At 40.3% G+C, this 24,853-nt stretch carries 26 protein-coding genes; 12 read left to right on the top strand and 14 right to left on the bottom strand.

Annotation, left to right across the window (positions count from 1 at the left end):
• Window positions 1-73: 73 nt before the first annotated feature.
• The gene (fusA, locus tag EV695_RS13250) at window positions 74-2,167 is read right to left on the bottom strand and encodes an elongation factor G (RefSeq protein ID WP_131906464.1); all 2,094 of its coding nucleotides are present in this window, start codon (window positions 2,165-2,167) and stop codon (window positions 74-76) included.
• A gap of 405 nt (window positions 2,168-2,572) precedes the next feature.
• Here fusA and EV695_RS13255 point away from each other — a divergent pair, with 405 nt between their 5' ends.
• From EV695_RS13255 to EV695_RS20535, 5 genes are all read left to right on the top strand, one after another.
• A complete protein-coding gene (locus tag EV695_RS13255; protein WP_131906465.1) occupies window positions 2,573-4,072 on the top strand; it encodes a leucyl aminopeptidase in 1,500 nt (499 codons plus the stop codon).
• 71 nt (window positions 4,073-4,143) lie between these two features.
• The gene (locus EV695_RS13260; protein ID WP_131906466.1) at window positions 4,144-4,596 is read left to right on the top strand and encodes a DNA polymerase III subunit chi; all 453 of its coding nucleotides are present in this window, start codon (window positions 4,144-4,146) and stop codon (window positions 4,594-4,596) included.
• 21 nt (window positions 4,597-4,617) lie between these two features.
• The gene (locus EV695_RS13265) at window positions 4,618-4,875 is read left to right on the top strand and encodes a hypothetical protein (protein ID WP_131906467.1); all 258 of its coding nucleotides are present in this window, start codon (window positions 4,618-4,620) and stop codon (window positions 4,873-4,875) included.
• Between the two features lie 206 nt (window positions 4,876-5,081).
• On the top strand, window positions 5,082-6,158 hold the full coding sequence (locus tag EV695_RS13270; RefSeq protein ID WP_131906468.1) for a J domain-containing protein: 1,077 nt from the start codon (window positions 5,082-5,084) through the stop codon (window positions 6,156-6,158).
• Window positions 6,159-6,433: 275 nt separating this feature from the next.
• Window positions 6,434-6,709 (top strand): hypothetical protein, encoded by a 276-nt coding sequence (locus EV695_RS20535; RefSeq protein WP_341539032.1) that lies wholly within the window; start codon window positions 6,434-6,436, stop codon window positions 6,707-6,709.
• Window positions 6,710-6,778: 69 nt separating this feature from the next.
• Here EV695_RS20535 and ispF read toward each other — a convergent pair whose 3' ends face one another.
• From ispF to EV695_RS13305, 6 genes are all read right to left on the bottom strand, one after another.
• Window positions 6,779-7,273 (bottom strand): 2-C-methyl-D-erythritol 2,4-cyclodiphosphate synthase, encoded by a 495-nt coding sequence (gene ispF / locus EV695_RS13280; protein ID WP_279388060.1) that lies wholly within the window; start codon window positions 7,271-7,273, stop codon window positions 6,779-6,781.
• An 86-nt stretch (window positions 7,274-7,359) separates the two neighbouring features.
• On the bottom strand, window positions 7,360-8,088 hold the full coding sequence (gene ispD, locus EV695_RS13285) for a 2-C-methyl-D-erythritol 4-phosphate cytidylyltransferase (RefSeq protein ID WP_131906471.1): 729 nt from the start codon (window positions 8,086-8,088) through the stop codon (window positions 7,360-7,362).
• Window positions 8,081-8,476, bottom strand: a complete 396-nt coding sequence (locus EV695_RS13290) for an FtsB family cell division protein (protein WP_131906472.1) — start codon at window positions 8,474-8,476, stop codon at window positions 8,081-8,083. The genes ispD and EV695_RS13290 overlap by 8 nt, the downstream gene beginning before the upstream one ends.
• 122 nt (window positions 8,477-8,598) lie before the next feature.
• Window positions 8,599-9,906, bottom strand: coding sequence for a phosphopyruvate hydratase (gene eno / locus EV695_RS13295; RefSeq protein ID WP_131906473.1), 1,308 nt, complete (start codon window positions 9,904-9,906; stop codon window positions 8,599-8,601).
• 116 nt (window positions 9,907-10,022) lie between these two features.
• On the bottom strand, window positions 10,023-10,856 hold the full coding sequence (gene kdsA / locus EV695_RS13300; RefSeq protein ID WP_131906474.1) for a 3-deoxy-8-phosphooctulonate synthase: 834 nt from the start codon (window positions 10,854-10,856) through the stop codon (window positions 10,023-10,025).
• A 23-nt stretch (window positions 10,857-10,879) separates the two neighbouring features.
• The gene (locus EV695_RS13305) at window positions 10,880-12,526 is read right to left on the bottom strand and encodes a CTP synthase (RefSeq protein ID WP_131906475.1); all 1,647 of its coding nucleotides are present in this window, start codon (window positions 12,524-12,526) and stop codon (window positions 10,880-10,882) included.
• 428 nt (window positions 12,527-12,954) lie between these two features.
• Between EV695_RS13305 and EV695_RS13310 the strand changes: the two genes are divergently transcribed.
• Complete coding sequence (locus EV695_RS13310) at window positions 12,955-13,659, top strand: putative 2OG-Fe(II) oxygenase (protein ID WP_131906476.1); 705 nt, start codon at window positions 12,955-12,957, stop codon at window positions 13,657-13,659.
• 20 nt (window positions 13,660-13,679) lie between these two features.
• Here the strand turns inward: EV695_RS13310 and EV695_RS13315 are convergent, their stop codons facing one another.
• The 3 genes from EV695_RS13315 to EV695_RS13325 form a co-directional block, all read right to left on the bottom strand.
• Window positions 13,680-14,477: a substrate-binding periplasmic protein gene (locus tag EV695_RS13315; RefSeq protein WP_131906477.1), complete on the bottom strand. Its 798-nt coding sequence runs from the start codon at window positions 14,475-14,477 to the stop codon at window positions 13,680-13,682.
• A 158-nt stretch (window positions 14,478-14,635) separates the two neighbouring features.
• Window positions 14,636-14,950: an AzlD domain-containing protein gene (locus tag EV695_RS13320; protein ID WP_131906478.1), complete on the bottom strand. Its 315-nt coding sequence runs from the start codon at window positions 14,948-14,950 to the stop codon at window positions 14,636-14,638.
• Entirely contained in the window at window positions 14,943-15,692 is a 750-nt protein-coding gene (locus tag EV695_RS13325; RefSeq protein WP_131906479.1) for an AzlC family ABC transporter permease, read from the bottom strand. The genes EV695_RS13320 and EV695_RS13325 overlap by 8 nt, the downstream gene beginning before the upstream one ends.
• A 240-nt stretch (window positions 15,693-15,932) precedes the next feature.
• On the opposite strand from EV695_RS13325, the gene EV695_RS13330 reads away from it, so the two are divergent.
• Window positions 15,933-16,247, top strand: a complete 315-nt coding sequence (locus EV695_RS13330; RefSeq protein ID WP_131906480.1) for a DUF1330 domain-containing protein — start codon at window positions 15,933-15,935, stop codon at window positions 16,245-16,247.
• A gap of 84 nt (window positions 16,248-16,331) precedes the next feature.
• On the opposite strand, the gene radC is transcribed toward EV695_RS13330, so the two are convergent.
• On the bottom strand, window positions 16,332-17,003 hold the full coding sequence (gene radC, locus EV695_RS13335; RefSeq protein WP_131906481.1) for a RadC family protein: 672 nt from the start codon (window positions 17,001-17,003) through the stop codon (window positions 16,332-16,334).
• Between the two features lie 120 nt (window positions 17,004-17,123).
• On the opposite strand from radC, the gene coaBC reads away from it, so the two are divergent.
• The 4 genes from coaBC to argB all read left to right on the top strand — a co-directional run bounded on the left by coaBC (window position 17,124) and on the right by argB (window position 21,291).
• Window positions 17,124-18,347, top strand: coding sequence for a bifunctional phosphopantothenoylcysteine decarboxylase/phosphopantothenate--cysteine ligase CoaBC (coaBC, locus tag EV695_RS13340; protein ID WP_131906482.1), 1,224 nt, complete (start codon window positions 17,124-17,126; stop codon window positions 18,345-18,347).
• Between the two features lie 104 nt (window positions 18,348-18,451).
• A complete protein-coding gene (gene dut / locus EV695_RS13345) occupies window positions 18,452-18,919 on the top strand; it encodes a dUTP diphosphatase (RefSeq protein WP_131906483.1) in 468 nt (155 codons plus the stop codon).
• A complete protein-coding gene (locus EV695_RS13350; RefSeq protein ID WP_131906484.1) occupies window positions 18,891-20,312 on the top strand; it encodes a phosphomannomutase/phosphoglucomutase in 1,422 nt (473 codons plus the stop codon). Before dut ends, EV695_RS13350 begins: the two co-directional genes overlap by 29 nt.
• A gap of 91 nt (window positions 20,313-20,403) precedes the next feature.
• Window positions 20,404-21,291: an acetylglutamate kinase gene (gene argB / locus EV695_RS13355; protein ID WP_131906485.1), complete on the top strand. Its 888-nt coding sequence runs from the start codon at window positions 20,404-20,406 to the stop codon at window positions 21,289-21,291.
• A 41-nt stretch (window positions 21,292-21,332) separates the two neighbouring features.
• On the opposite strand, the gene EV695_RS13360 is transcribed toward argB, so the two are convergent.
• The 3 genes from EV695_RS13360 to EV695_RS13370 form a co-directional block, all read right to left on the bottom strand.
• Window positions 21,333-21,698, bottom strand: a complete 366-nt coding sequence (locus EV695_RS13360; RefSeq protein ID WP_131906486.1) for a hypothetical protein — start codon at window positions 21,696-21,698, stop codon at window positions 21,333-21,335.
• Window positions 21,699-21,864: 166 nt separating this feature from the next.
• A complete protein-coding gene (locus EV695_RS13365) occupies window positions 21,865-22,347 on the bottom strand; it encodes an Rrf2 family transcriptional regulator (RefSeq protein ID WP_131906487.1) in 483 nt (160 codons plus the stop codon).
• 214 nt (window positions 22,348-22,561) lie between these two features.
• The gene (locus EV695_RS13370) at window positions 22,562-23,017 is read right to left on the bottom strand and encodes a DUF1249 domain-containing protein (protein ID WP_131906488.1); all 456 of its coding nucleotides are present in this window, start codon (window positions 23,015-23,017) and stop codon (window positions 22,562-22,564) included.
• A 23-nt stretch (window positions 23,018-23,040) separates the two neighbouring features.
• Here EV695_RS13370 and EV695_RS13375 point away from each other — a divergent pair, with 23 nt between their 5' ends.
• On the top strand, window positions 23,041-24,705 hold the full coding sequence (locus EV695_RS13375; RefSeq protein ID WP_243651608.1) for an alpha-D-glucose phosphate-specific phosphoglucomutase: 1,665 nt from the start codon (window positions 23,041-23,043) through the stop codon (window positions 24,703-24,705).
• The last annotated feature ends 148 nt before the right edge of the window (window positions 24,706-24,853 follow it).

Genomic DNA, 24,853 nt, shown 5'->3' on the forward strand with positions numbered 1-24,853 from the left:
TAGCAAAAAAAAGCCCCGACGAATCGGGGCTTTATTAATACAAACTATATAAACACGAATGTTTAAGAGTGTATTACTTCTTCTTTGCTTCAGCTCTTTCGTGAGCTTCTTTGATAACTTCTTCAGCAACATTCTTCGGACAAGGCATGTAGTGTGAGAACTCCATAGAGAACTGACCACGACCAGATGTCATTGTACGTAAATCACCGATGTAACCAAACATTTCAGATAGAGGCGCATCAACTTTGATACGTACACCTGTTGGACCTGGCTCTTGTGACTTGATCATGCCGCGACGACGATTCATATCACCAATAACATCACCAACGTGATCTTCTGGAGTGAATATATCGATCTTCATGATAGGCTCGATTAATTGAGCACCCGCTTTAGGCATAGTCTGACGGAAAGCACCTTTTGCTGCTAATTCAAATGCCATCGCAGATGAGTCAACCGCATGGTAAGCACCATCCATAAGCGTTACTTTTAGGTCCAAACAAGGGTAACCCGCAAGTACACCATTATCCATCATACCCAAGAATGCTTTTTCAATTGCAGGCCAGTATTCACGAGGAACATTACCACCTGTTACTTTAGATTCGAACACATATCCTTCACCAACTTCTGCAGGCTCAAGGATGTAGTCGATTTTACCGAACTGACCAGAACCACCAGATTGCTTCTTGTGTGTATAGCTGTCTTCAACGCGCTGTGTAATTGTTTCACGGTATGCAACCTGTGGCTTACCTACTTCAACATCTACACCGTGAGTACGCTTAAGGATATCGATTTTGATATCTAAGTGAAGCTCACCCATTCCTCTAAGAATTGTTTCACCTGAATCTTCGTCAGTCTCAACGCGGAATGAAGGATCTTCTGCAACCATTTTACCAATCGCAACACCCATCTTCTCAGAACCACCTTTATCTTTTGGTGATACTGCGATAGAAATAACCGGATCAGGGAAAACCATTGCTTCAAGTGTAGAAGGATGCTTTGGATCACAAAGTGTGTGACCTGTTTGAACATTCTTCATACCAAGAACAGCAACGATATCACCTGCTTGTGCAGATTCTAATTCGATACGATCATCAGCTGACATTTCAACGATACGACCAATTCTTTCAGTCTTACCTGTGAATGAATTCAATACAGTAGAACCTTTCTCTAGTTTACCTGAGTAAACACGTAAGAAAGTTAATGCACCGTAACGGTCATCCATGATTTTGAATGCTAAAGCACGTAATGGCTCATCAGCGCTAACAATTGCATATTCGCCTGTCTCTTCACCTTCTTCATCCGTTAACGGCTGAGGATCAACTTCAGTTGGATCTGGAAGATAATCAACAACTGCATCAAGCACTAACTGAATACCTTTGTTCTTAAATGCAGAACCTGTGTAAGTTGGGAAGAATGCTAGATCACGAGTACCTTTACGGATACATTTTTTGATAACGTCCATATCAGGCTCGTTGCCTTCAAGGTACTGTTCCATTGCATCATCGTCTTGCTCTACAGCAGTTTCAATAAGCTTTTCACGGTATTCTTCTACCTGATCAACCATATCTGCAGGAACATCCTGGATCTCGTATTTTAATGGATCGTCAGAACCATCCCATACCCAGGCTTTACGTGTAAGTAAGTCAACAACACCTTTGAAGTTGTCTTCAACACCAATAGGAAGAACCATCACTAAAGGATGCGCACCCAGTACGTCTTCAACCTGCTTTACAACTCTGAAGAAATCAGCACCAATACGGTCTAATTTATTTACAAAGATAATACGAGCAACTTCTGATTCATTTGCATAACGCCAGTTAGTTTCTGACTGAGGCTCAACACCACCAGATGCACAGAATACACCTACGCCACCATCTAATACCTTAAGTGAACGATATACTTCAACCGTAAAGTCAACGTGACCCGGGGTATCGATGATATTCATGCGGTGATCTTTCCAGAATGCACTTACCGCAGCTGACTGGATTGTAATTCCGCGCTCTGCTTCTTGTTCCATGAAGTCGGTAGTAGATTCACCATCGTGAACCTCACCAATCTTGTGAATTTTACCTGTAAGACTCAGGATACGTTCTGTTGTAGTTGTTTTACCTGCATCAACGTGTGCGAAGATGCCGATATTACGATATTTTGATAGGTCTGCTGACATGACTATACTCTGTGTTATTACTCTTAATTAAAAGTTGTAGTCAGGCTGTATATGAATCACAGCAATAACTACGCTTTGTTTAATGCTTATATTTTTTAGTGGCCGTATCAAATCAGCACACCAAATTATAGGCGAGTCGAAAAAACGCGATATTATATAGTAAAGCACTTATATGACATAGGAAAAAGAACAATCATTTTCTGTTTTTTTCTAACGGGTTTACTTCACAGAAAACTTATCCAGATAGCCAACTCAATATTAGCTTCATTAATCAGTTTATTCTTGAGCTTCGCTCCTTTAGAATTCCCCAATAAATAACCACCAAGCATTGTCGATTTTAAACATGAACTAGATTCATATTATGATTGATTAACATCTAAATAACATCAACTCACCGGATAAAAAATGCAATACACAATAAATAATTCTGACTCTCCAGCAAACAATCAAGACGATTGTATTGTCCTGCCTGTCTTTAGCGCCGATGAGAGCGCTGAACTTCACCTGGCTGCGAAGAAAGTAGATAAAGCCTGCTCTGGAAAAATAAGCAAATTCATTGATACTGGAGACTTCAAGGGAACCCTTGAAGAGACTCATATATTTTATGCACTGGATGGCGTTAAAGCTGCAAGAGTAATGCTCGTGGGTTGCGGTGATAAAGATAAATTTGACACAACAAGTCTCAATAAAGCAACCAAGGCAGCAGCAAAAGCACTCAAGTCATCAACCCTATCTTCTGTAAGTCTTTATCTTGCTGATGCCTTCAAACCGAAGGAAGTACAAAACGCGGTTACTCAAATTATCATTGCCTACGCAGACAATGAATACCAATTACTTGATTATAAAAGCGAGAAGAAAGACCCAAGCAAATTAGATAAAGTTAGCATCTCATTTACCAAACCATCAGATAAACTTTCTGAAAAAGCAGAGCTTGGTATCCAGCATGGAGCATCAATTGCGAAAGGTATGAAGCTATCACGCGATCTCGCCAATCATCCGGGCAACGTTTGCACCCCTACCTATATTGCCGATGAAGCAAAAGCTGTCGCTAAGGATTATTCATCAATCAGCATTGAAATCCTCGAAGAAGCTGACATGGAAAAACTTGGTATGGGGTCATTTTTATCTGTCAGCAAAGGCAGTGACCAACCTGGAAAAATGATTGTTCTTGAATACAAAGGCGCTAAGGACAAAAAGCAGGCACCAATTGCGCTAGTTGGCAAAGGAATAACATTTGACACAGGCGGAATTTCTTTGAAACCTGGTGCAAACATGGATGAAATGAAATTCGACATGTGTGGCGCTGCAGGAATGTTAGGCACTTTAAAAGCCTGTGCTGAGATGAAATTACCTTTAAATGTTGTTGTCGTTTTAGCTGCGGCAGAAAATATGCCGAGTGGCAGAGCATCTAAACCTGGCGATATCGTTACGTCTATGGCTGGAAAGACGATCGAAGTATTAAACACAGATGCTGAAGGTCGATTAGTCCTATGTGATGCCCTCACCTATGTTGGTAAATATAAGCCAGAAGTTGTAATTGATGCTGCAACACTTACCGGCGCCTGTATCGTAGCGCTAGGACATCATATTTGTGCGGTTCTATCAAACGATGATGATTTAGCGGGAGACATCATAGACGCAGGAAACTCTATTAATGACCGCGCGTGGCAATTACCGATGGGAGAAGACTACAAAAAGCAATTAAAAAGCTCTTTCGCCGATTTAGGCAATATTGGTGGACCACCAGCAGGAACAATTACAGCTGCATGTTTTCTAGCAGAATTTACTAAAGATTATAAGTGGGCTCATCTGGACATTGCAGGAACAGCCTGGTCAGGAAAAGACTCCACCGGAAGACCTGTTCCATTGCTATCACAATATCTTATTAACAGAGCTTTCAATTAAACAGACTGCTACCTATTCTGTTACTTATTTAAAGTGATTCATTTGAAACAAAAACATAGCCTCGAAAATACATGACCGAAATAAACTTCTACGTCAGCAAAGAACAAGGACTAGAACATAGACTTGCTGTTGCATATCGTTTAATTAATCTGGCGATGAGTAGAAATCTTTGTGTTCATATTCATACAGGCTCTGAATCACTGAGTAAGAAAGTAGATGATTTTTTATGGAGGAATGAGGCTACAAGCTTCATTCCTCATTCAATTATTTCTACCGAAGACAGCTCTACAGATGCTGATAAGAAAAATAGCAAACCAGACAAAATAAGTATTTCTCACAATTTTGAGCCTATTGAAAACTGTGACTATCTAATAAATATGTCGATAGAACGTCCTTCATTTTTCTCAAGGTTTACTAAAGTTGCTGAAATATTGGACACTGAGGATGAAATAATAACCGCCGGTCGCAAACGATATTCCTTCTATCGAGATCGCGGATATACTCTTGGATACCATAAGCTATGACTTTCGATTTATCGATTTATAATGAAAATAACCCCAAATATACCAATGGTGACCAACCTGGTTGTTGCTGGTGATCCCAGACTCAAAGCTAAAGCTGTTGCAGCTAAAAAAAAGAGTATGCGTTCGAGCACCTTACATATTGATGAATTAAATCAAAGAATAGACGAACTTGAAACAGCAATTGGTCAGGATAAGTCGGGACCTATTGGTAGAGCTTTTGCTATAAGGGCAGAAACTAATAGAAAGCCTAAATCCAAAAGAAAAGTTAACACTGAATAAATAAAAAAAAATGATAAACCAATTTTCATATACCAGACATAAATCAAAAAAATATAATTACATTTTAGTTACAATAAATGCCTAATTTTATAAGATTAATATGAACATTTTACCCCAACAAGCGCACTGATATTAAACCATAACTTTTGAAATCAAATAGATTTCGAATAGTCATTTATAAGCAAATTTGATAGGATATCACTGCTATGAAAAATCTTGCCATACATCAGGCTTTACGTCTGGACAAATACCCTGAAGAAATGGCATGGCTTTGTTTTCCCGATTCCGAACTACCAGAAGGCACTACTGAGCTACTCCGCTTATGTACCTCAAAAAAACAATTAGAAGAATTTGCGAACGTACATAACCTAGAAAGTGGCGAACTTCATCATGCCCTGCTTAACTTTGTAGAAAAAGCGATGGTAATAGATGGCAACAGTGATGAGAAAATACTGGGAACGAAATTAGTCAATTCTACATTTACCAATCGCAACCAATCAGAAGAAACATTAAAGCTGCACTACCAACTTTTAATGAAAATTTTTCACCCCGATGTAAATTCAGACCCTAAAGCTACACACTTTTCAACGCTAGTTACCAATGCCTACACAAACTTAAAACAAAAGCGTAGCGATCAAGAAGAATTAATCACCGTATCTGAATACCGAAAACCACCTAAAAGTTTTTATAATGCAACTCAGAAAACAGAGATGCAAATTTCCAATACAAGAAGTGCAATGGCCGTACTTTCAGCCATCACCATCTTCACTTTAGTGGCAATGATAGGACATTTTTATGATCCTGCAAACCCGGAACTTATCACCACTAATATAGAAAACCCAATTCAAGATCCAGAATCTATCGGGCAAACTAATCCAATTAGAAAAGCAGCGATTAACACGGCAATTGAAGTTTCTGACAGCAATCTGCAGTCTATGCTTCGAAAGCTCGAAAGTGCCTATGAAGATGGTCGCGTTGATATCATCAAACCAATACTTGCCAATACACCTGAAATAAAGAATCAAACAGATCAGCAACTCACTGATAAATTAGAAACGCTTTTTGAAATCACCAGTGAAAGAAAAATGGTGCTATTTGATTTTGACTGGAAAAATACTTCTGGTGAAGTCCAAGGCAAAGGAAAGTTTCTTTCTCGTTACCACCTAAAAGGTGAAGAGCGATGGCTAACCAGAGAAGGTATCGCTACAATTACCCTTTTAAAAGACGGAAATAAATTAAGCATTAATCAGCTAGAGCTAGAAAACAGTTCGATTGAACAGTAATTAATTTTCCCACCCTCGTTTAGATATTTTATTATTAACTTTTTCAGTTACAGCGGCATATTATCAACGTTTTATATATTTCTGACATTCAAGTCAGCTCACTTCAAAAGCTCCTTAGCAAGTATAAGCTAGAACTTAAAATCACCAGCTCTTCCGAAGAAATACCAGGCAGTTACTGGGGAGACTCTGAAGCCGGTCTAATCAACAACCAACTATTTGTTCGTAACGACACCCCTCTGCACTCAGCCCTTCATGAAGCTTGTCATTTTATTTGCATGGATCGTCAACGTCGAGAAAACCTCGATACGAATGCAGAAGGTGATTATGATGAAGAAAATGCAGTATGCTATTTACAGATACTGTTAGCCGATGAAATACCAGAAATGGGCAGACTAAAAATGATGTCGGATATGGATGAATGGGGCTATACATTCAGACTTGGTTCCGCTAAAAACTGGTTTGAGAAGGATGCAGAAGATGCTCTTGAATGGTTAATTGCATTCCATTTATTAGATTCTTCGAACCAACCTAATTATCAGTTACGACAATAGAACCGCACGACCTTTTCTAATCTGAAACAGAATAATACTCGTTACATGCTAGCAACATACCGTACTTTTCTATTTAGTATCCCTTTCAAATTTTCGCAATAAAGCAGAGGCATACACTGCAATACCCTCCTCTCTACCTGCAAAACCTAAACCTTCAGTAGTCGTTGCTTTGATGCTAATTCTATCAAGTGATACACCAAGGTCTTCGGCAATAACTTGTCTCATCGTTAATATATTCGGCGCCATTTTTGGACTCTGTGCCACTATCGTACAATCACAATTTGATAGCTTATAGAATCGTGAAGTTACCAATTTGTAAACACTCTTAAGTAGCACTCGACTATCAATATTTTTAAAATCAGAATCATTATCCGGAAAGTGCTGACCGATATCGCCCAACGCTAGTGCACCAAGTAAAGCATCACACAAAGCATGAATAAGAACATCACCATCCGAATGCGCTAAAAGCCCACGTGTGTGCTCTATTGTTACACCACCTAATACAATGTGATCGCCTTCTGTAAAAGCATGCACATCATACCCATTACCAATTCTCATCATCAGCCATTACCCGTAATTTATTGTGTTTTTATCTATATGTTTCTGTTTATGTGTTTTTTATTTGCAGTACATTCTTTTAAATTAAGTTACTAGTCATATGCACACCTATCTCTAAGGATAAAAGCGGCATACTGCATGTCTGAAGGATAGGTCACTTTAATATTGTCATGCCCGCCATTTACCAACTGCGGATGTTCACCAAGCGCCTCAAATGCTGATGCTTCATCGGTAACGGCAATAGATTTATTTTTACAAAATTCTAAAGCTCTCATTAAAGGGCCAAGCTTAAATAACTGTGGTGTTAATGCATGCCAGAGGTTTTCTCTTGACTCTGTGTGTGAGATTTTTGCTTGATCAGAAAAACTTCGTTTCATCGTATCACGCACAGGTGTCGCCAAAATGCCGCCAACACTTTCACTTGAACGAATTTCAAGCAAAGCATCAATATCTAACTGTGACACACAAGGTCGAGCCGCATCGTGCACCATCACCCAGTTATCATCATCGAGTTTTTCTAACACTCTTAGATATTCAAGTGCCTGTTCAACCGAATCACTTCGCTCTGCCCCACCTTCAACGGTATAGATAGGCGTAGTTGTTGATTTGATGTTTAATTGATTCCAATAGGGATCATCCGAACTCAAGGCAACGATGATACCTGCGACATGAGGATGATTGATAAAACACGAAAGCGTATGCTCGAGGATCGTTTTACCTTCAATTTTCAGGTACTGCTTTGGTGTCTCAGCCTCCATTCTGGAGCCTACACCTGCAGCAGGAATCACGACCCAAACAGATGAGAGGCTTGTATCAGTCATTACCTGTTTTGATATCTATACTAGAAGAGTCATTTCCAGAGTGTTTAGTAGTTGAATCTTTTTCAGCGCCATCTTCTGCTTCACCCTTAACATTCTCAGATTTTTTCTTAGGCTCCGGTTGAAGCACTACTTCGAAAAAAGTTTCACCCTTTTTAGTCATCCCAAGTTCGCTACGTGCTCGTTCTTCCAATGCATCTTTCCCAGAAGCGACATCATCTAGCTCTGCCTGGATTTTACGAATCTGCTCTTTCTTCTCAGCATTTGATTGTTCTTGAACTACTTTGCGGTTTTCCAGCTTCCACAGATGCGGATAACTACCTGGACCAACCCATAAGCCAGCCAAGAGCAGCACAAGAAGCAATGAAAAGATAATTAACAAGGCCTTCATAGATCGGTTTCTAATAGTAAAATGGGAAATACTTTAACGCAGTATAATCTACCCCGGTTTTTTCAACAAACACGGGGTAAATTAATGATTTTTAGTTCTTAAACTAACGCTTTATATAACGATTAAGAAAGGTATTTAAATGCAGATTTCCCTGCATATACACCATTATTTCCTAACATCTGTTCGATACGAATCAATTGGTTATATTTTGCGATCCTGTCTGAACGAGACAACGAACCAGTTTTGATTTGACCTGCATTAGTCGCAACAGCAAGATCAGCAATTGTAGTATCTTCTGTTTCTCCAGAACGATGAGAAACAACCGCCGTGTAATTTGAGTCATGAGCCATCTTGATAGCTTCGAGTGTTTCAGTAAGCGTACCAATCTGATTGAATTTAATAAGAATAGAATTCGCGATATTCTTTTCAATACCTTCAGCAAAGATTTTAGGATTAGTCACATACAGATCATCACCCACTAACTGGATTTTATTACCCAAGCGTTGAGTAAGTACAGACCAACCATCCCAATCAGCTTCGTCCAGGCCGTCTTCGATGGTAATAATTGGGTATTGATTCACCCAGTTTTCAAGATAATCGACCATGCCTTCTGCATCAAAGCTTTTACCTTCTGAAGATAAAACATATTTTCCATCTTTATAATATTCAGAAGCCGCGCAATCCAGACCTAGATAAATGTCTTTACCTGCGCTAAAGCCAGCATTTTCAATCGCCTCAAGAATTACCTCGATAGCTTCTTCATTTGATGACAGGTCAGGTGCGAATCCACCTTCGTCACCAACGGCTGTATTCAATCCCTTTTTTGAAAGCACGGATTTCAAATTATGGAAAACTTCAGTTCCATAACGAATGGCTTCTGCAATGCTATCTGCACCCACAGGCACAATCATGAATTCCTGCATATCTACGCTATTATCAGCGTGTTCACCACCATTGATGATATTCATCATTGGAACTGGCAATTGAAACTTATTCTTACTTTCTTCACCAGAAGCAAGCTCATTTCCCAGATATTGATACAGAGGCAACCCATTATCGTTAGCTGCTGCATGCGCTACCGCTAGAGAGGCACCCAAAAGTGCATTAGCGCCTAGGCGTGATTTGTTATGAGTACCGTCTAGTTCGATGATTGCTTTATCGATGCCTTTTTGATCGTTAACGTCCATACCTTTAATACAATCAGCAATCTCACCCTCGATATTAGCAACCGCTGTTAACACACCTTTTCCCATGAATCTCGACTTATCACCATCACGTAATTCAATTGCTTCACGTGCACCCGTAGAAGCACCAGAAGGTACGATCGCACTTCCCTTAACACCATTGGCCAGCGTAACTTCCGCTTCAACAGTTGGGTTACCACGAGAGTCAATAACCTCTCTTGCTATAATATTTGAAATCTCAGACATGACGTCTCCAATTAATTATTAAATTCGAATTCTATTAATGGAAAAAAAGTGCCCACAAGTAGGGGGGTGTCTTTTTATTCTCTTATTTGGCTTATTCGTTTTTGCAAGACTTTAACTTAGAGCGTTTCTTCCAAAAACGGCGCAGACTTAACAGCCTGATCAATCTTGAGTAGCATTTCTAGCAATTCACGCATACGACCTGTTGGCCATGAATTTGGGCCATCACTTAAGGCTTCATCAGGGTTTGGATGTGACTCCATAAATACGCCGGAAACGCCTGCTGCTATAGCAGCTCTTGCTAACACTGGCACATGCTGACGTTCGCCATCAGATCTATCGCCTTTACCACCCGGCTGTTGTACAGAATGTGTTGCATCAAATACCACTGGGCAACCTGTTTCACGCATCGTCGCTAAACCGCGCATATCAGACACTAAAGTATTGTAACCAAAAGTGTATCCACGCTCGCACACCATGATCTGTTCGTTGCCCGTCGCTTTTGCTTTATCCACGACATTTTTCATATCCCAAGGTGCAGTAAATTGACCTTTTTTGATATTCACAGGTAATCCCTGTTTTGCCACATTTTGAATAAAGTTTGTTTGGCGACATAGTAGTGCCGGCGTTTGTAACACATCGACTACTGAAGCAACTTCATCCAGCGGCGTGTCTTCATGAACATCAGTAATGATAGGCAAGCCAAGCTCAGTTTTTACTTTTTCGAGGATGCGTAAACCCTCTTCCATACCAGGACCACGATAGCCATTGATTGATGAGCGATTCGCTTTATCAAATGACGCTTTGAATATATAAGGAATGCCTAGCTCGTCTGTCATTTCTTTTAAACTAGCCGCAATTTCCAGAGTTAGTTTTTCAGATTCGACAATGCAAGGGCCTGACAACAAGAAGAAAGGCTTATCTGGTCCAACGTCAAAATTACACAATTTCATATTATTTCCTAGCTTACCTGGTATTAAGTAGAGCTTTTCTTAGGTTTTGAGTCTCGATATTCTATTGCCGCCGAAATAAACCCGGTAAAGAATGGATGCCCAGTACGTGGATGCGAGGTAAATTCAGGATGCGCCTGGCATGCAAGGAACCAGGGATGATCAGGCAATTCAACCATCTCCACCAAGGTTTTATCATGTGAATAACCAGAAATTACCAGCCCATTATCGCTGAGCACTTTACTATAGTTATTATTGAATTCGTAACGATGACGATGTCTTTCTACAATCTCATCCGTCCCATAGGTTTTATGCGCCAAGGTGCCTTCTGTTAGGTAACACGTTTGGCCACCCAAACGCATGGTGCCACCCATATCAGAGTCTTCATCGCGCGTTTCTACTTCACCTTCTTCGGTTTTCCATTCGGTAATCAAACCAATGACAGGGTCAGGAGTATTTTGATCAAACTCGGTACTGTTCGCATTTTCAAGGCCCGCTTTATGACGCGCATATTCGATAACAGCCAACTGCATCCCCAGACAAATCCCCATGTACGGGATATTATTTTCTCGTGCATGCTGGATTGCGGTAATTTTACCTTCAACACCACGCGAACCAAAACCACCGGGTACTAAAATTGCATCGACGTTTTCAAGTTCACCTAAACCTTCTTTCTCAATTTTCTCAGAATCGATGTATTTGATTCTAACTTTTGATTCAGTCTGAATACCTGCGTGACTTAAGGCTTCATTCAATGATTTATAAGATTCTGTCAAATCAACATACTTACCCACCATCGCAATGGTTACTTCGCTTTTCGGGTAAGCCATACGATTAACCACCAACTCCCAATCAGAAAGATTAGCTTCTGGAAGGTTTTCGAGCTTTAGTTTTTCTGCAACTATCTGATCAAGATTTTGTGAGTGCAACCACAATGGAATCTTGTAGATATTATCCATATCAATCGCTGGAATGACCGCACGCTCTTCTACATTGGTAAATAATGAGATTTTACGGCGCTCATTATCTGGAATCGGCTGCTCACTTCTGCACATCAAGATATCTGGTTGAATACCAATCGAACGTAATTCTTTTACCGAGTGTTGGGTCGGCTTGGTTTTTAGCTCACCAGCTGCTGCTAAATATGGCACTAAGGTTAAGTGCATAAACAAGGCATTACTGCCCTCTTCTACACCCATTTGGCGAATAGCTTCCATAAACGGTAAAGATTCTATATCACCAACCGTTCCGCCAACTTCAACCATAGCAATATCGTAACCTTCTGCTCCAGCGCGTACAGAATTTTTGATTTCATCGGTAATGTGAGGAATAACCTGAACCGTTGCACCTAAATAATCTCCCTGTCGTTCTTTACGAATAACGGTGCGATAAATTCGGCCTGTGGTGAAGTTATTTAATTGAGTCGCAGTGAAGTTTACAAAGCGTTCATAATGACCCAAATCCAAGTCCGTTTCTGCTCCATCTTCGGTAACAAAAACTTCACCATGCTGGAATGGACTCATGGTCCCGGGATCAACATTAATGTATGGATCAAGCTTCATCATGGTTACTTTTAAACCACGTGCTTCAAGAATAGTGCCTAGAGAAGCGGCTGCAATACCCTTTCCTAAAGAAGAAACAACACCACCGGTGATGAAAATATAACGAGTCATAAAAAGGTTTTCCGCATCTGATTAATTTTAGTGAAATCTTTGTGTGAGAATAATGTTAGTCAAGTCGCGCTCAAACCAGCTATTTTCACACAAGATGTTTTCACTATATCTAGTAAAATATCAGGGGCGAATCGTATCATACCGTGTTGACAGTAGACAGTTTTAGCAGCCACTAAATGTGCTTCTTTTAAAAGAAATTATGAATACCTTATATAAGAAAAGTCACCCCCCTACTTATAGGCGTATTTTCCCTATTTTTACTGGTTAGATATTCACCGTGAATCATTCTCATCACCTTACTAACAAAACCTCAAGGTTAACTTTGACTAGCCTTGACCCTGACTTTTTTATACAAGTGCGTTGAGTTAAATTCCATTAGCTATTATTCTCACGATTCGTTTAAACAGATTAATCAGGCTAAACACCCCATGAAAAAACGCGCTCCACAAAAAAAGAATCCCAATCTTCATTTGCTCTGGCCAACTCCTATCCTGATTAAGAAATTCGGCCAACACCAAAAAGTAAATAAAGAGCTACTAGAACTGTTCGGCAAACATCGCAGCGCGCATCAAACAGTTAAGTCAGAGATGTATGCCAGCTCTGATGATATCTATGCACACTACAAGGATAATCCCGCGATTCAAAAACTGGTTAAATTCATTATGGACGGTGTTTTTGAGATAGCCAGTGAAGTGAATGCACCTTATTGGGGACAACCTAAAGACATTAATATCGAAATCACGGGATTATGGTTTCAAGTGGCTAATGGACACACTTTTCATGAAACACACGTTCATGGAAACTGCGCTTGGTCTGGGGTCTATTATGTACAATCCGGAGATGCAGATAAATCAGCTGAGGATGTAGAGAAAGGCAAAATGCCGAACGGTGTTACCCGTTTTTATGGTCCTAACATGGAAGCGACTGCAGGCGGTCATGGCGAATTTGGCAATGTTTACTTACAAGACACGCATTTTGACTCATACCCGGAAGATGGCAAACTGGTTGTTTTTCCGCCGCATATCAAACATATGCCTTTTCCTTATTCTGGTGAAGAAGATCGTGTCATTGTCTCTTTCCACGCACGAATTCATAACCCAGACGGATTTAAATATGGGTATACAAACGCTTAGAAATAATTGCTAAGCCACAGTTAAACTTTTTCAGGCAACCAGGGTGGCAGTCTCACATCCCATTGTTTAAAAATTGCGCGTAATTCTCCGCTTTCGACAAGGGTCTTCATTCTTTTTTCGTAAATCTTTATTAACTCTCTGGATCTTTTAGAATTGTTGAATCTGGGGTATGTATCTATGGTATAGGCGACTTCTTTTCCAATATTGCTCATATCCGGGTTATTTTCTTTTATATAATTATCAGTCGTTAGCGAGTCATCCAGAAAATAATCGACCCTGCCCGCCCTCAACAGTTCCCAACCCTGTTTTAACGTACCAATTTCACTCCATTCGACTTTTACATCAAGGTATTTGTGGAAACCATAACCATACATCCAGATAACTTTTTTGTTTTCAATCGATTTTTGACCGCTCCAGTCAAACTTGTTTTTATCAAAAAGAGCAAGTGTATAGCTCATGTTCATGGGTTGCTTAGGATAAATAAAATCAGACAACTGAGGTGTTAAATAGGCATTCACCATAAAATCATAGTGACCTGATTTTACCTCATGGGTAGCTCTCCTCCATGGCGCAATGATAAATTCTAGTTGAATGCCTTCAGGCTCATAGATTTTCCTGAAGAGATCAAAATATAATCCAGTGCCATCCTCATTGGTATATCTATCCCAGGAAGGCGTGATCATTTTGACGGTTTTTATAACAGCGCTGTTAACAGACTTGTCATCAGCAGTAAGTTCCAAGGCAACACTAGAGACAAGCGAAGTATGAATAAACTGGATAAAAATAAATAAAACAATATGGGAGAAACGTAGTTTCATTTAACACTCTTGACTCATAGTAGGAATATAAAATGCTGTAAAAAATTTATTTTATAATCTTTGAACAACATTTTCTATTTTTACCAGAGATTTAATGGCTTTTATGACAGATAAATCAATAACTAAGAAGTTATTAGTAAGATAATCAGGTCTTAAGGTTAATTTAAAACAAAAGCAATCGCATAGACCACTAAGCCAATGACAATTGTTTTAAACGTATGCTTAGTCACCCATGCCGTAATGACAGCAGCTACCAAGGCATACAAATAAGGATTAGTAAAAGCCAAATCCAGTTCCCCCTCATGAACCAGACTTGTTTGTGAAATAATCGCGGTAAGCACGGCAATAGGAACAAACTCTAATGCACGCCCCAACAAAGGTGGTATTTTAAATTTTCCCGCCATGGCGATTGGTAGATATCTGGGGATAAATGTTAGCGCCATCATGCCAATAATTAGCAACCATTCATTCATTCGCATTGTCCTTGTTAGGTCCTATTTCCACACTATCGTGCACGACTTTTGCATACTCATCGCGAGACAAAAACAACCCCACTAAAATCGCCAACAAAGATGAGAACAACAAGCCTGTTTGATGCGGCCAGCTAAACGTCAGCAATGCAGAAATAAACGCCGTTCCCGCACACGCCCACTGTGCTTTGTTTTGCAAAATTGGCACAACAATACCCACAAAAGCCACCACCATGGCAACATCCAAACCCCACTTTGTAAGATCTGGGACCTGTTGCCCAAGAAACACGCCAATCAAGGTGCAGCATTGCCAATTAAAATACATGGCAAAAGCGGCACCTAAATAATATCGGTGAAAATGTGCCATTTTGGGTTCATCTAGCAATCGCTTACTCAAGGTTGCATAAGCTTCATCAGTTAACCAAAACGACATAATTAAGCGCAACTTTTGTGGTAGTTCACCCACTAAAGGCATCATACTAATCGAGTACAACATGTGCCTGAGATTAACGATAAATACTGTCAGTAAAATAACAGGTAAGGCTGCACCTACACCGACTAATGTTGCCGCTACAAATTGTGAAGAGCCAGCGAAAACGAACAGCGACATGCCAATAGTTGCCAGAGTAGAAAGCCCATTTGCCTGGGCCAATGCACCATAGACAATACCAAAAGGTGCGGCAGCTATGAGTAACGGAATGATATCCCGCGCACCTTGCCAAAATAATTTCTTGGTTTCTTTCATAGAGCGCAAGTGTAGTGCATGAGAACGATTCAACAAGGTACAATTTTAATTTTTTTGATTCTGACAGTTCAATCTTAAATAGCTAAGCCACCCCCCACCTTTGAATGATATTAGGTTTTTGTTGTTTGAAAACGAAAATAGAATTTATGCTTTGCGGGGGCTCTTTTTTAACAATCATGAAAAATAATCAGATTTTTAGACTAGAATCTCCTAAACAATTAAATAAAGACGAGGTTGAGGATGGCAGATGTACCTGTATATATGGTGGTGAATTTACATATCACTGATAAAGATGAATACCGAAAATATGAGAAAAGTTTTTTCCCTATTCTGAAAAAATATGGCGGAGAGTTTTTAACCTATGATGATTCTGCAGAAACGCTAGAAGGCACTATACCTCGCGAAGGGCGCATGATTCTTTTCACTTTTCCCTCAGAACAAGCTGCCAAAGACTGGTACGCCGATGCGGATTATCAGGCAATTTCTGAACATCGCCGTGCGGGTACCAATATGGAATTTTTAACGATGGTTAAGGGTTTACCACCTCGCGATTAAACACACTGCTTGATGAAAAATAAAATGGTCACCCCCCTACTTATAGGGGGTTTTAGTTTATATCGACGCTACATTTATATTGCTTCAAAGCAGTCCACGCTCAGCAAATGAAACAATGTCATCACCAATAATAAAGTGATCGAGCACACGAACATCTATCAGCTGGAGCGCATCTTTAAGTTTTTGGGTAATGAGATTATCGCTTTGACTGGGTTCAGCCACACCTGAAGGGTGATTATGCGCGAGTACAATTGCAGCAGCATTATGATGCAATACCCGTCTAATCACTTCTCTAGGGTGAACACTAGCTGCATCAATCGTGTCTCTAAACAGCTCTTCGTATTCAATGACTCGATGTTTATTGTCCAGAAACAAACAGGCAAAAACTTCGAACGGATATTGCTGAAGGCGAGACTGTAAGTACTTTTTAACATCGCTGACATTGCTCATCGCATCGCCGCGATGAATTTTTTCTTCAAGGTAACGACGGCTCATCTCGACTACTGCCTGCATTTGTACAAACTTTGCCTGACCTAGTCCTTTCCCCTGACAAAAACTTTTTTCATCAGCACTCAATAGTGGACTTAAACCACCACTTTCGGCGAGCAAGTCGCGAGCAAGATCGACTGCTGTTTTTCCTTTTATCCCCGTACGTAAAAATATCGCTAACAACTCAGCATCTGTTAATGCAGCAGCTCCTTTAACCAGTAATTTTTCACGAGGTCTATCTTCTACAGCCCAATCAGTTATTGCCATAAGTACGGGGGTATCCTTTTACTTTGCGTATTAAACGAATCAAGACAAATAAATGAATTCAATTCATCTCGTCATGTAACATGCAAAATTCTCAGGTAATTTGGTATAATTAGCGTAATTATGTCATTTATAACGAATAAACAAATACTTATAGGGATAAGCGGTGGTATTGCCGCTTATAAAACTGCTGAATTAGCGCGCCAGCTAATCAAAAATGGGGCTGACGTCAGGGTGTGCATGACAAAGGCAGCCTGCGAATTCATCACGCCACTCACACTTCAAGCACTCAGCGGCAATCCTGTGCATACTGACTTGTTAGATGTCGATGCAGAAGCCGGAATGGGTCATATTGAACTCGCACGCTGGGCTGATCTCATTATGATCGCTCCCGCCAGTGCAGATTTCATGGCGCGCATTACCCACGGTCATGCCAATGATTTGCTCTCCACGATTTGTCTGGCGACCGATGCGCCAATTCATCTGGCGCCAGCAATGAATCGATTAATGTGGGCGAATGCAGCAACTCAACATAATGCTCAGACTTTACAATCACGCGGCATTACTTTACACGGACCGGCTGAAGGCGAACAGGCTTGTGGTGAAACTGGCGCTGGTCGTATGCTAGAACCGCAACAGCTAACTGATGTTTTGCTCTCCTTAGAAAATATAGAAGATCCAAAAGACCTAACGGAAAAGCCCCTTGCTGGTAAAACCGTTTTATTAACAGCTGGCCCTACTCGTGAAGCCATTGACCCTGTGCGTTACATAACTAACCGGAGCTCGGGAAAGATGGGTTATGCCATCGCCAGCGCTGCACAGAACATGGGAGCAAAGGTTATTCTGGTATCAGGTCCTGTTGCTTTAGAAGCGCCAAATGGAGTGGAAAGACATTTAGTCGAGTCTGCAAAAGAAATGCATGCGAAAACATTATCGCTGGCAGATAAGGCAGATATTTTTATCGCGACCGCTGCTGTGGCAGATTATTCACCTGCCAATATAGCCGATCAGAAAATCAAAAAATCTGAAGATGATTTATCGTTAAAACTGGCTTACAACCCTGACATTTTATTTGATGTATCTCATCAATTCCCTAATCTATTTAGTGTAGGCTTTGCTGCAGAAACCGAGCATTTAGTTGAGCATGCAAAAGCAAAAATGCAACGTAAGAAACTGGATATGATTGTTGCGAATCATGTCGGTGCAAACAAAGCATTCGACAAGGACACCAATCAGGTAGAAATTATTGTAAAAGATGGTGACCACGACAAGCAGATTTCTATTCCTGAAATGGACAAGTCAGAATTAGCATTCAAAATCATGAATGTGATTGCAGAAAATGCTTAACCTTATTTAACTATCGTTAAAGTTTTATTAAACCAATTTTTAATTTTCGACACTAAGCTTTACAAACATGTCGAAAAGCATGCAAACAAGGGCTAAACACAAAAATGCACGAACCAAATTATATCGTAGACTATAAAATTCTTGATGATCGTATCGGAGATACAATCCCTTTACCTTCATACGCAACATTGGGCTCTGCAGGAATGGACTTAAGAGCCTGTATAGACGAAGCGTTAGTGGTTAAACCTGGCGATACGCATTTAATTCCAACCGGTATAGCCATTCATATCGAAGATCCAACGCTGGCTGCAACCATTTTACCGCGCTCTGGTCTGGGTCATAAACACGGCATCGTATTAGGCAACTTAGTGGGTCTAATTGACTCTGATTACCAAGGTCAACTTTTTATATCTTGCTGGAATCGTGGTGACACCGAATACACCATCGAATCTGGAGACCGCATTGCGCAATTAGTAATAATTCCCGTGATTCAGGCAAAACTAAATCTGGTTGAGTCTTTTGACGATAGCGAACGAGGAACTGGTGGCTTTGGACACTCTGGTCAAAAATAACGAAATCAATAAAGACATTTTCAAAGCCTATGACATTCGCGGTCAAATAGGCAAAGAATGGTGTTCAGGAAATAATTTTCATGACGCCTTTCTGATTGGACAAGCAATTGGCAATCAACTTTTAGAATTTGATTCACCCAATATCATCATAGGCCGAGATGGCAGACTATCCAGCGAAGCTATCGCCCAACAATTAATCAAAGGCCTTCTAGGCTCTGGCTGCAATGTTATTGATATAGGTTTAACGGCAACACCTGTTGTCTATTTTTGCTTAAACCAACTTGATATTACCAATGCTATTATGATCACTGGCAGTCATAGCCCATCTGATCATAACGGTATAAAAATCGTTTACGACTCTCACCCCTTATCCACTGCAGCGATTGAGTCTTTGTATGTTGATATTACTGAAAACGATTACCCAATAGTCACTCCAGGAAAGCTGAAAACATTCGAATCAGCCAATGATCAATACCAGCAGGCGATCAGCGAAGATATATCAATCCAGCGAAAACTGCGAGTTGGGATTGATTCAAGCAATGGCGCCACCTCGCTATTTTCTGAGAATCTTTTTAATAATTTGGGCTGTGACGTCTACCCCCTATTTTGTGAATTGGATGGAACATTTCCCAATCACTCGCCTGACCCTACGACACCTGAAAATCTTACCTATTTAATTCAACACGTTAAAGAAAACAATCTCGATGTTGGTATTGCCTTTGACGGAGATGGTGATCGCATGATTGCTGTAGATAATCTGGGCAATATTTTATGGCCGGATAGAATCATGATTTTGCTGGCACAACATATCCTTCAATCTTTTCCGGGTAGTCGCATAGCCTACGAAATCAAGTGTAGTTATTTACTCCCCAAAGCCATTCGTAAAGCCGGTGGGCAAGCAGCAATTTGTGCTAATGGCCACTCAAAAATAAAACTTGAGATGAAGCGTTTAAATGCGATTATGGGTGGGGAATTTAGTGGGCACATTATTCTACGCGATCGCTGGAATGATTTTGATGACGCTCCTTATGTGGCAGCCCGACTTCTAGAAATTCTATCAAATACCACACAAAGCAGCGCTGAAGTATTTGCTGAAATCCCTAATCAATTTGCTACAGAAGAATACAAACTTAAATTTTCTAATTGCGCTGAATCAAATGCGCTAATTAAAAAGTTTATTCAACATGCATCTTTTCCCGGTGCTGAACTCAATCTTATTGATGGCCTAAGAGTCGAATATGAGGACGCCTGGGCTTTCATTCACGCCTCAAATACCAGTTCCAGTATTGGTTTGCGTTTCGAAGGCGCGACCGAACAAAGATTACTTGAAATAAAAAACCAATTTAGAACAGTATTTACGCTGATTGAATATCACCATCCCCTGCCTTTTTAGTTATAATCCCGATCTATTAATACCTTCCCGTACTGTAGATACATTTCAACAGTATTTAGAAATGATTTAACCAAGAAGCGAATTTCATATTATGTCTGTCGAAGATGCCAATCAAACCGCCCATATTTTAACTGAAGCCCTACCCTATATTCAGCGCTACGCTGGTAAGACGGTAGTCATCAAGTATGGCGGAAATGCAATGACGGATGAAAATCTCAAGAAAAGTTTTGCCAGAGACATCGTACTGTTAAAGCAAGTGGGCATCAATCCGGTTATTGTTCATGGTGGCGGCCCACAAATCGGAAAACTGCTTGAGCAAATAGGCAAAGAAAGTAAATTCATTGAAGGCATGCGAGTGACAGATGGTGAAACCATGGATGTCGTTCAAATGGTTTTAGGCGGCCTAGTAAACAAACAGATTGTTAGTAATATCAATCAAGCAGGCGGAAGAGCTGTTGGATTAACGGGAAAAGATGGCAATTTAATTTTAGCTAAAAAGCTCGAAATGAAAAGCAAAGCCACTGAATCACACCCTTCTGAAATCATTGATTTAGGGCTCGTAGGTTCCGTTGATAAAATTAATCCTGGCATCGTCACTTTGCTGGATAATGAGAAATTCATTGCTGTTATTGCTCCCATTGGCGTTGGTGAAGATGGCGTTTCATACAATATCAATGCCGACATCGTTGCGGGTGAAATGGCGGCGGTCTTAAACGCAGAGAGATTATTATTACTCACCAACACTCCCGGTGTACTCGATAAACAAGGGGAGCTATTAACGGGTCTAAACAAACAAGATGTCTCAAGATTAACTGACGATGGCACAATCAGCGGCGGCATGCTGCCTAAGATTCAATGTGCGCTGGATGCGGTTGAAGCCGGCGTAGAATCAGCAAGTATCATTGATGGTCGCGTTCCTCATGCCGTTCTGCTCGAACTACTCACTGATGAAGGCAAAGGCACGTTAATAAACAGGTAAGTTAACAACAGTTATATGCCAGCAAAGACCTTTTTGATTGATTACCTGGGAGGTCTATCTGAAATCAACTTTGCTTCAGGCACTGACTCGATTATCGCGCTAACAATATCGAGTATTACACCTTTAACTGGACGAACTGATATCCAGAGTAGATTCATTTTAAGGTTTAAATCCGCAAAAACGACCACTTCCTGATAACGATGTAAAACAGCGTTTAGTTTATCTAGTGTTTGTTTTTGATGATCAGAGGATGCCGCTTTTAACCTAGGAATCATAATCATGAAATCCCCCAGATAATTCCCATATTCATCTTTTGTGGGAACACGTTTCCATAACGGTGAATTAGGCTTTAACTCTAACGTTTGTTTGAGATTATGCTGCTGTTTATGATTAAGCGAATTGCTCATATATTTAGTATAAAAGCAGATTAGTTTAATTTCAGAAGTTTTTTGAAGAACTCAAAAGAATATGTATTTAACCAGGATTAATGGGTTAACCACATAAAGACCAATGCATCGCGACTACTAATCGAGATGCATTGTTGTATATTGTATATTATGGATTAAGACAGGCTTAACTTGCCTTTGAAACAGGCGGGAACATATTAGCAATACGACTTGCTGTCGAATCCATTCTTCGTGAAATTTTACGCACTTCAGGATCTTTTATAAATTCCGACAAGCTAATTCCATCGAGAAACTCGTAGAGTCTTTCGCTCAAATCATTCCATAAATGATGGGTTAGACAACGCTCACCTTTATTGCAATCAAGATTTCCTTTGCAACGTGTGCTATCAATAGATTCATCAACAGCGACGACAATATCTGCAACACTGATTTGGTTAGCGGGTTTACCTAAACGATATCCGCCACCTGGGCCGCGTACACCTTCAACCAGACCTGTCTGTCGAAGCTTGGCAAAAAGTTGCTCTAAATAAGAAAGTGATATTCCCTGGCAGTTTGAGATGTCGGCTAATGTCACAGGGCCATCCCTGTCGTGGATAGCCAAATCCATCATTGCGGTAACTGCATAACGCCCTTTTGTTGATAATTTCATGTCGATCTCCGGGTTGGTGTAGGACCTTAACGTCAGAAAGACTGCAAGAGATGCATTCGAATTGCACTAATACCCTACTAATTTACTAAGGATTTTAAACAACCAAGGATTTTTGTCAAGTATTAGCGCTGACCATTTACGCAATTAATTTGATCTACTAATCAATTAATTTTCTGGATTAATTCAATATTATTAAATAAAAACTGTTTTTATGTTAAATATTATTATTAGATTTAAATGAATGACCTTGATGTTCAAGGTAGCCTAACCACTTATATAGAAAACGATTTAAACGCCAACGGCATAATAAGACATTATCAAACTGTTTTTCCCATAGACGAATATCACGTCCTGTAATTCTACAATTACGGCTAACAACGTCGGCCTGTCGGGAGTCATGGTAAATTTGCACTTTTAAATCCGGACGCCTGTCCTCATCTTCAAACAGATAAGTAATCATTAAAAGTGTGGTATGACGAGAACGTTCAAGGACCTTTAAACTGACTGGAACGCTTCCCTCAACTCTGGAAATTGTTTCGTCAGGTAATTGTCGAATATCACCACAGAAGAGCCGAAGACGTATATAATTACCCTCATACATATTCATTAAATCAATGAATGAGTGCGGACGCGGGGTAAATGCGTCTGTATTTTTATTTTTTACTTCCATTCAATTATTTTAACATAACAATCATGTACTACAGCAAACCAATTAAACTTCAGCCAGTAAAAACACAACCTTTTACTGATCAAAAACCGGGCACATCCGGTTTACGAAAAACAGTTAATACGTTTAAACAAACTGACTATTTGCAAAACTTTGTTCAGTCGATTTTTAACTGCCTGCCTGACCTCGCTGGATCAACGTTAATTGTTGGAGGAGATGGTCGTTATTATAACCGCGAAGCAATCCAGATTATTCTACGTATGGCCGCGGCTAACAGTGTTGGCAAGGTTATTCTAGGACAAGGTGGTATTTTTTCTACGCCAGCTGCATCCCACATGATTCGAAAACACAAAGCACTTGGCGGAATCATATTATCTGCCAGCCACAACCCTGGTGGTATGGATGGTGATTTCGGGATTAAATACAATATCAGCAACGGTGGTCCGGCTCCCGAAGAATTTACCGAAGCCGTTTTTGAAGCCTCTAAAAAGATCACTGAGTATCACATCGCAGGGATAAAGGGCATTCCACTCGATATCATTGGTGAATATACGATTGATCGATTACAAATCGAAATTGTTGATTCTGTCGCTGACTACGCGGAATTGATGGAAAGTTTATTCGACTTCCCTAAAATCAAACAACTACTCACATCAGATAAATTCACGATGTGTTTTGATGGCATGTACGCAGTATGTGGCCCTTATGCAAAAAAAATTCTTGAAGGCCAGTTAGGCGCTAAAGAAGGCACGGTTATTCGTGGCGAAAGCTTGCCAAATTTTGGCGGCTGTCACCCTGATCCTAACCTTGTACATGCTAAACAATTAGTCGATTTAATGTACGATGCCGAAGAAACTGGCTCTTCTCCTAACTTTGGGGCGGCCTCAGATGGTGATGGCGATCGCAATATGATTATGGGTGATTATTTCTTTGTGACACCCAGCGACTCACTGGCAGTCATTGCAGCAAATGCCCACCTTATTCCTGCCTATAAGGGTGGATTGAAAGGTATTGGACGTTCGATGCCAACCAGCCAGGCACCTGATCGTGTTGCAGAAAAATTAGAGATACCTTGTTACGAAACACCCACTGGCTGGAAATTCTTCGGCAATCTATTAGATGATGGAAGAATTACATTATGTGGCGAAGAAAGCTTCGGTACAGGTTCTGACCACGTAAGAGAAAAAGATGGTTTATGGGCTGTTTTATGCTGGTTGAATATACTTGCTGAACGCGGTCAGAGTGTCGAAGACATCGTGCGTCAACACTGGGCAGAATTCGGCCGTAATTATTACACCAGACATGACTATGAAAACATCCCTAGCGAAGCTGCTGACAAACTGATTCTCAACCTGCAGAATAATATGGATTCTTTGGTAGAACGTGAATTCAATAACCGTAAAGTTATCACCGCAGACAATTTTACGTATCACGATCCAGTTGATGGCAGCGTCAGTAAAAATCAGGGTATTCGCATCTTATTCGATGATGGTTCTCGAATTATTTTCCGGCTTTCAGGAACAGGAACCGGTGGCGCTACCTTGCGTTTGTATATCGAGCGTTACGTTAAAGACATCAAGGAACATGATCTTGATACTCAGGAAGCGCTTTACGACTTGATTGAAACCGCTGAGTTGATTGCTAATATTATTGGTTTTACAGGCCGTGACGAGCCAACTGTAATTACTTAAGACAGTATTACTGAAGACAAACCTACAGTATTAATAGATAAGGACCTAAAAAAACGCCCGTAAGTAGGGGGGTGCCTAAGCAAGTTAGTATTGAAGCTGAGTAGTTATACTACCCAGCTTCAAATCACATTAGTCGATGAAACAAGCT

The sequence above is a fragment of the Cocleimonas flava genome (assembly GCF_004339015.1).
GTDB classification, from domain to species: Bacteria; Pseudomonadota; Gammaproteobacteria; order Thiotrichales; family Thiotrichaceae; genus Cocleimonas; species Cocleimonas flava.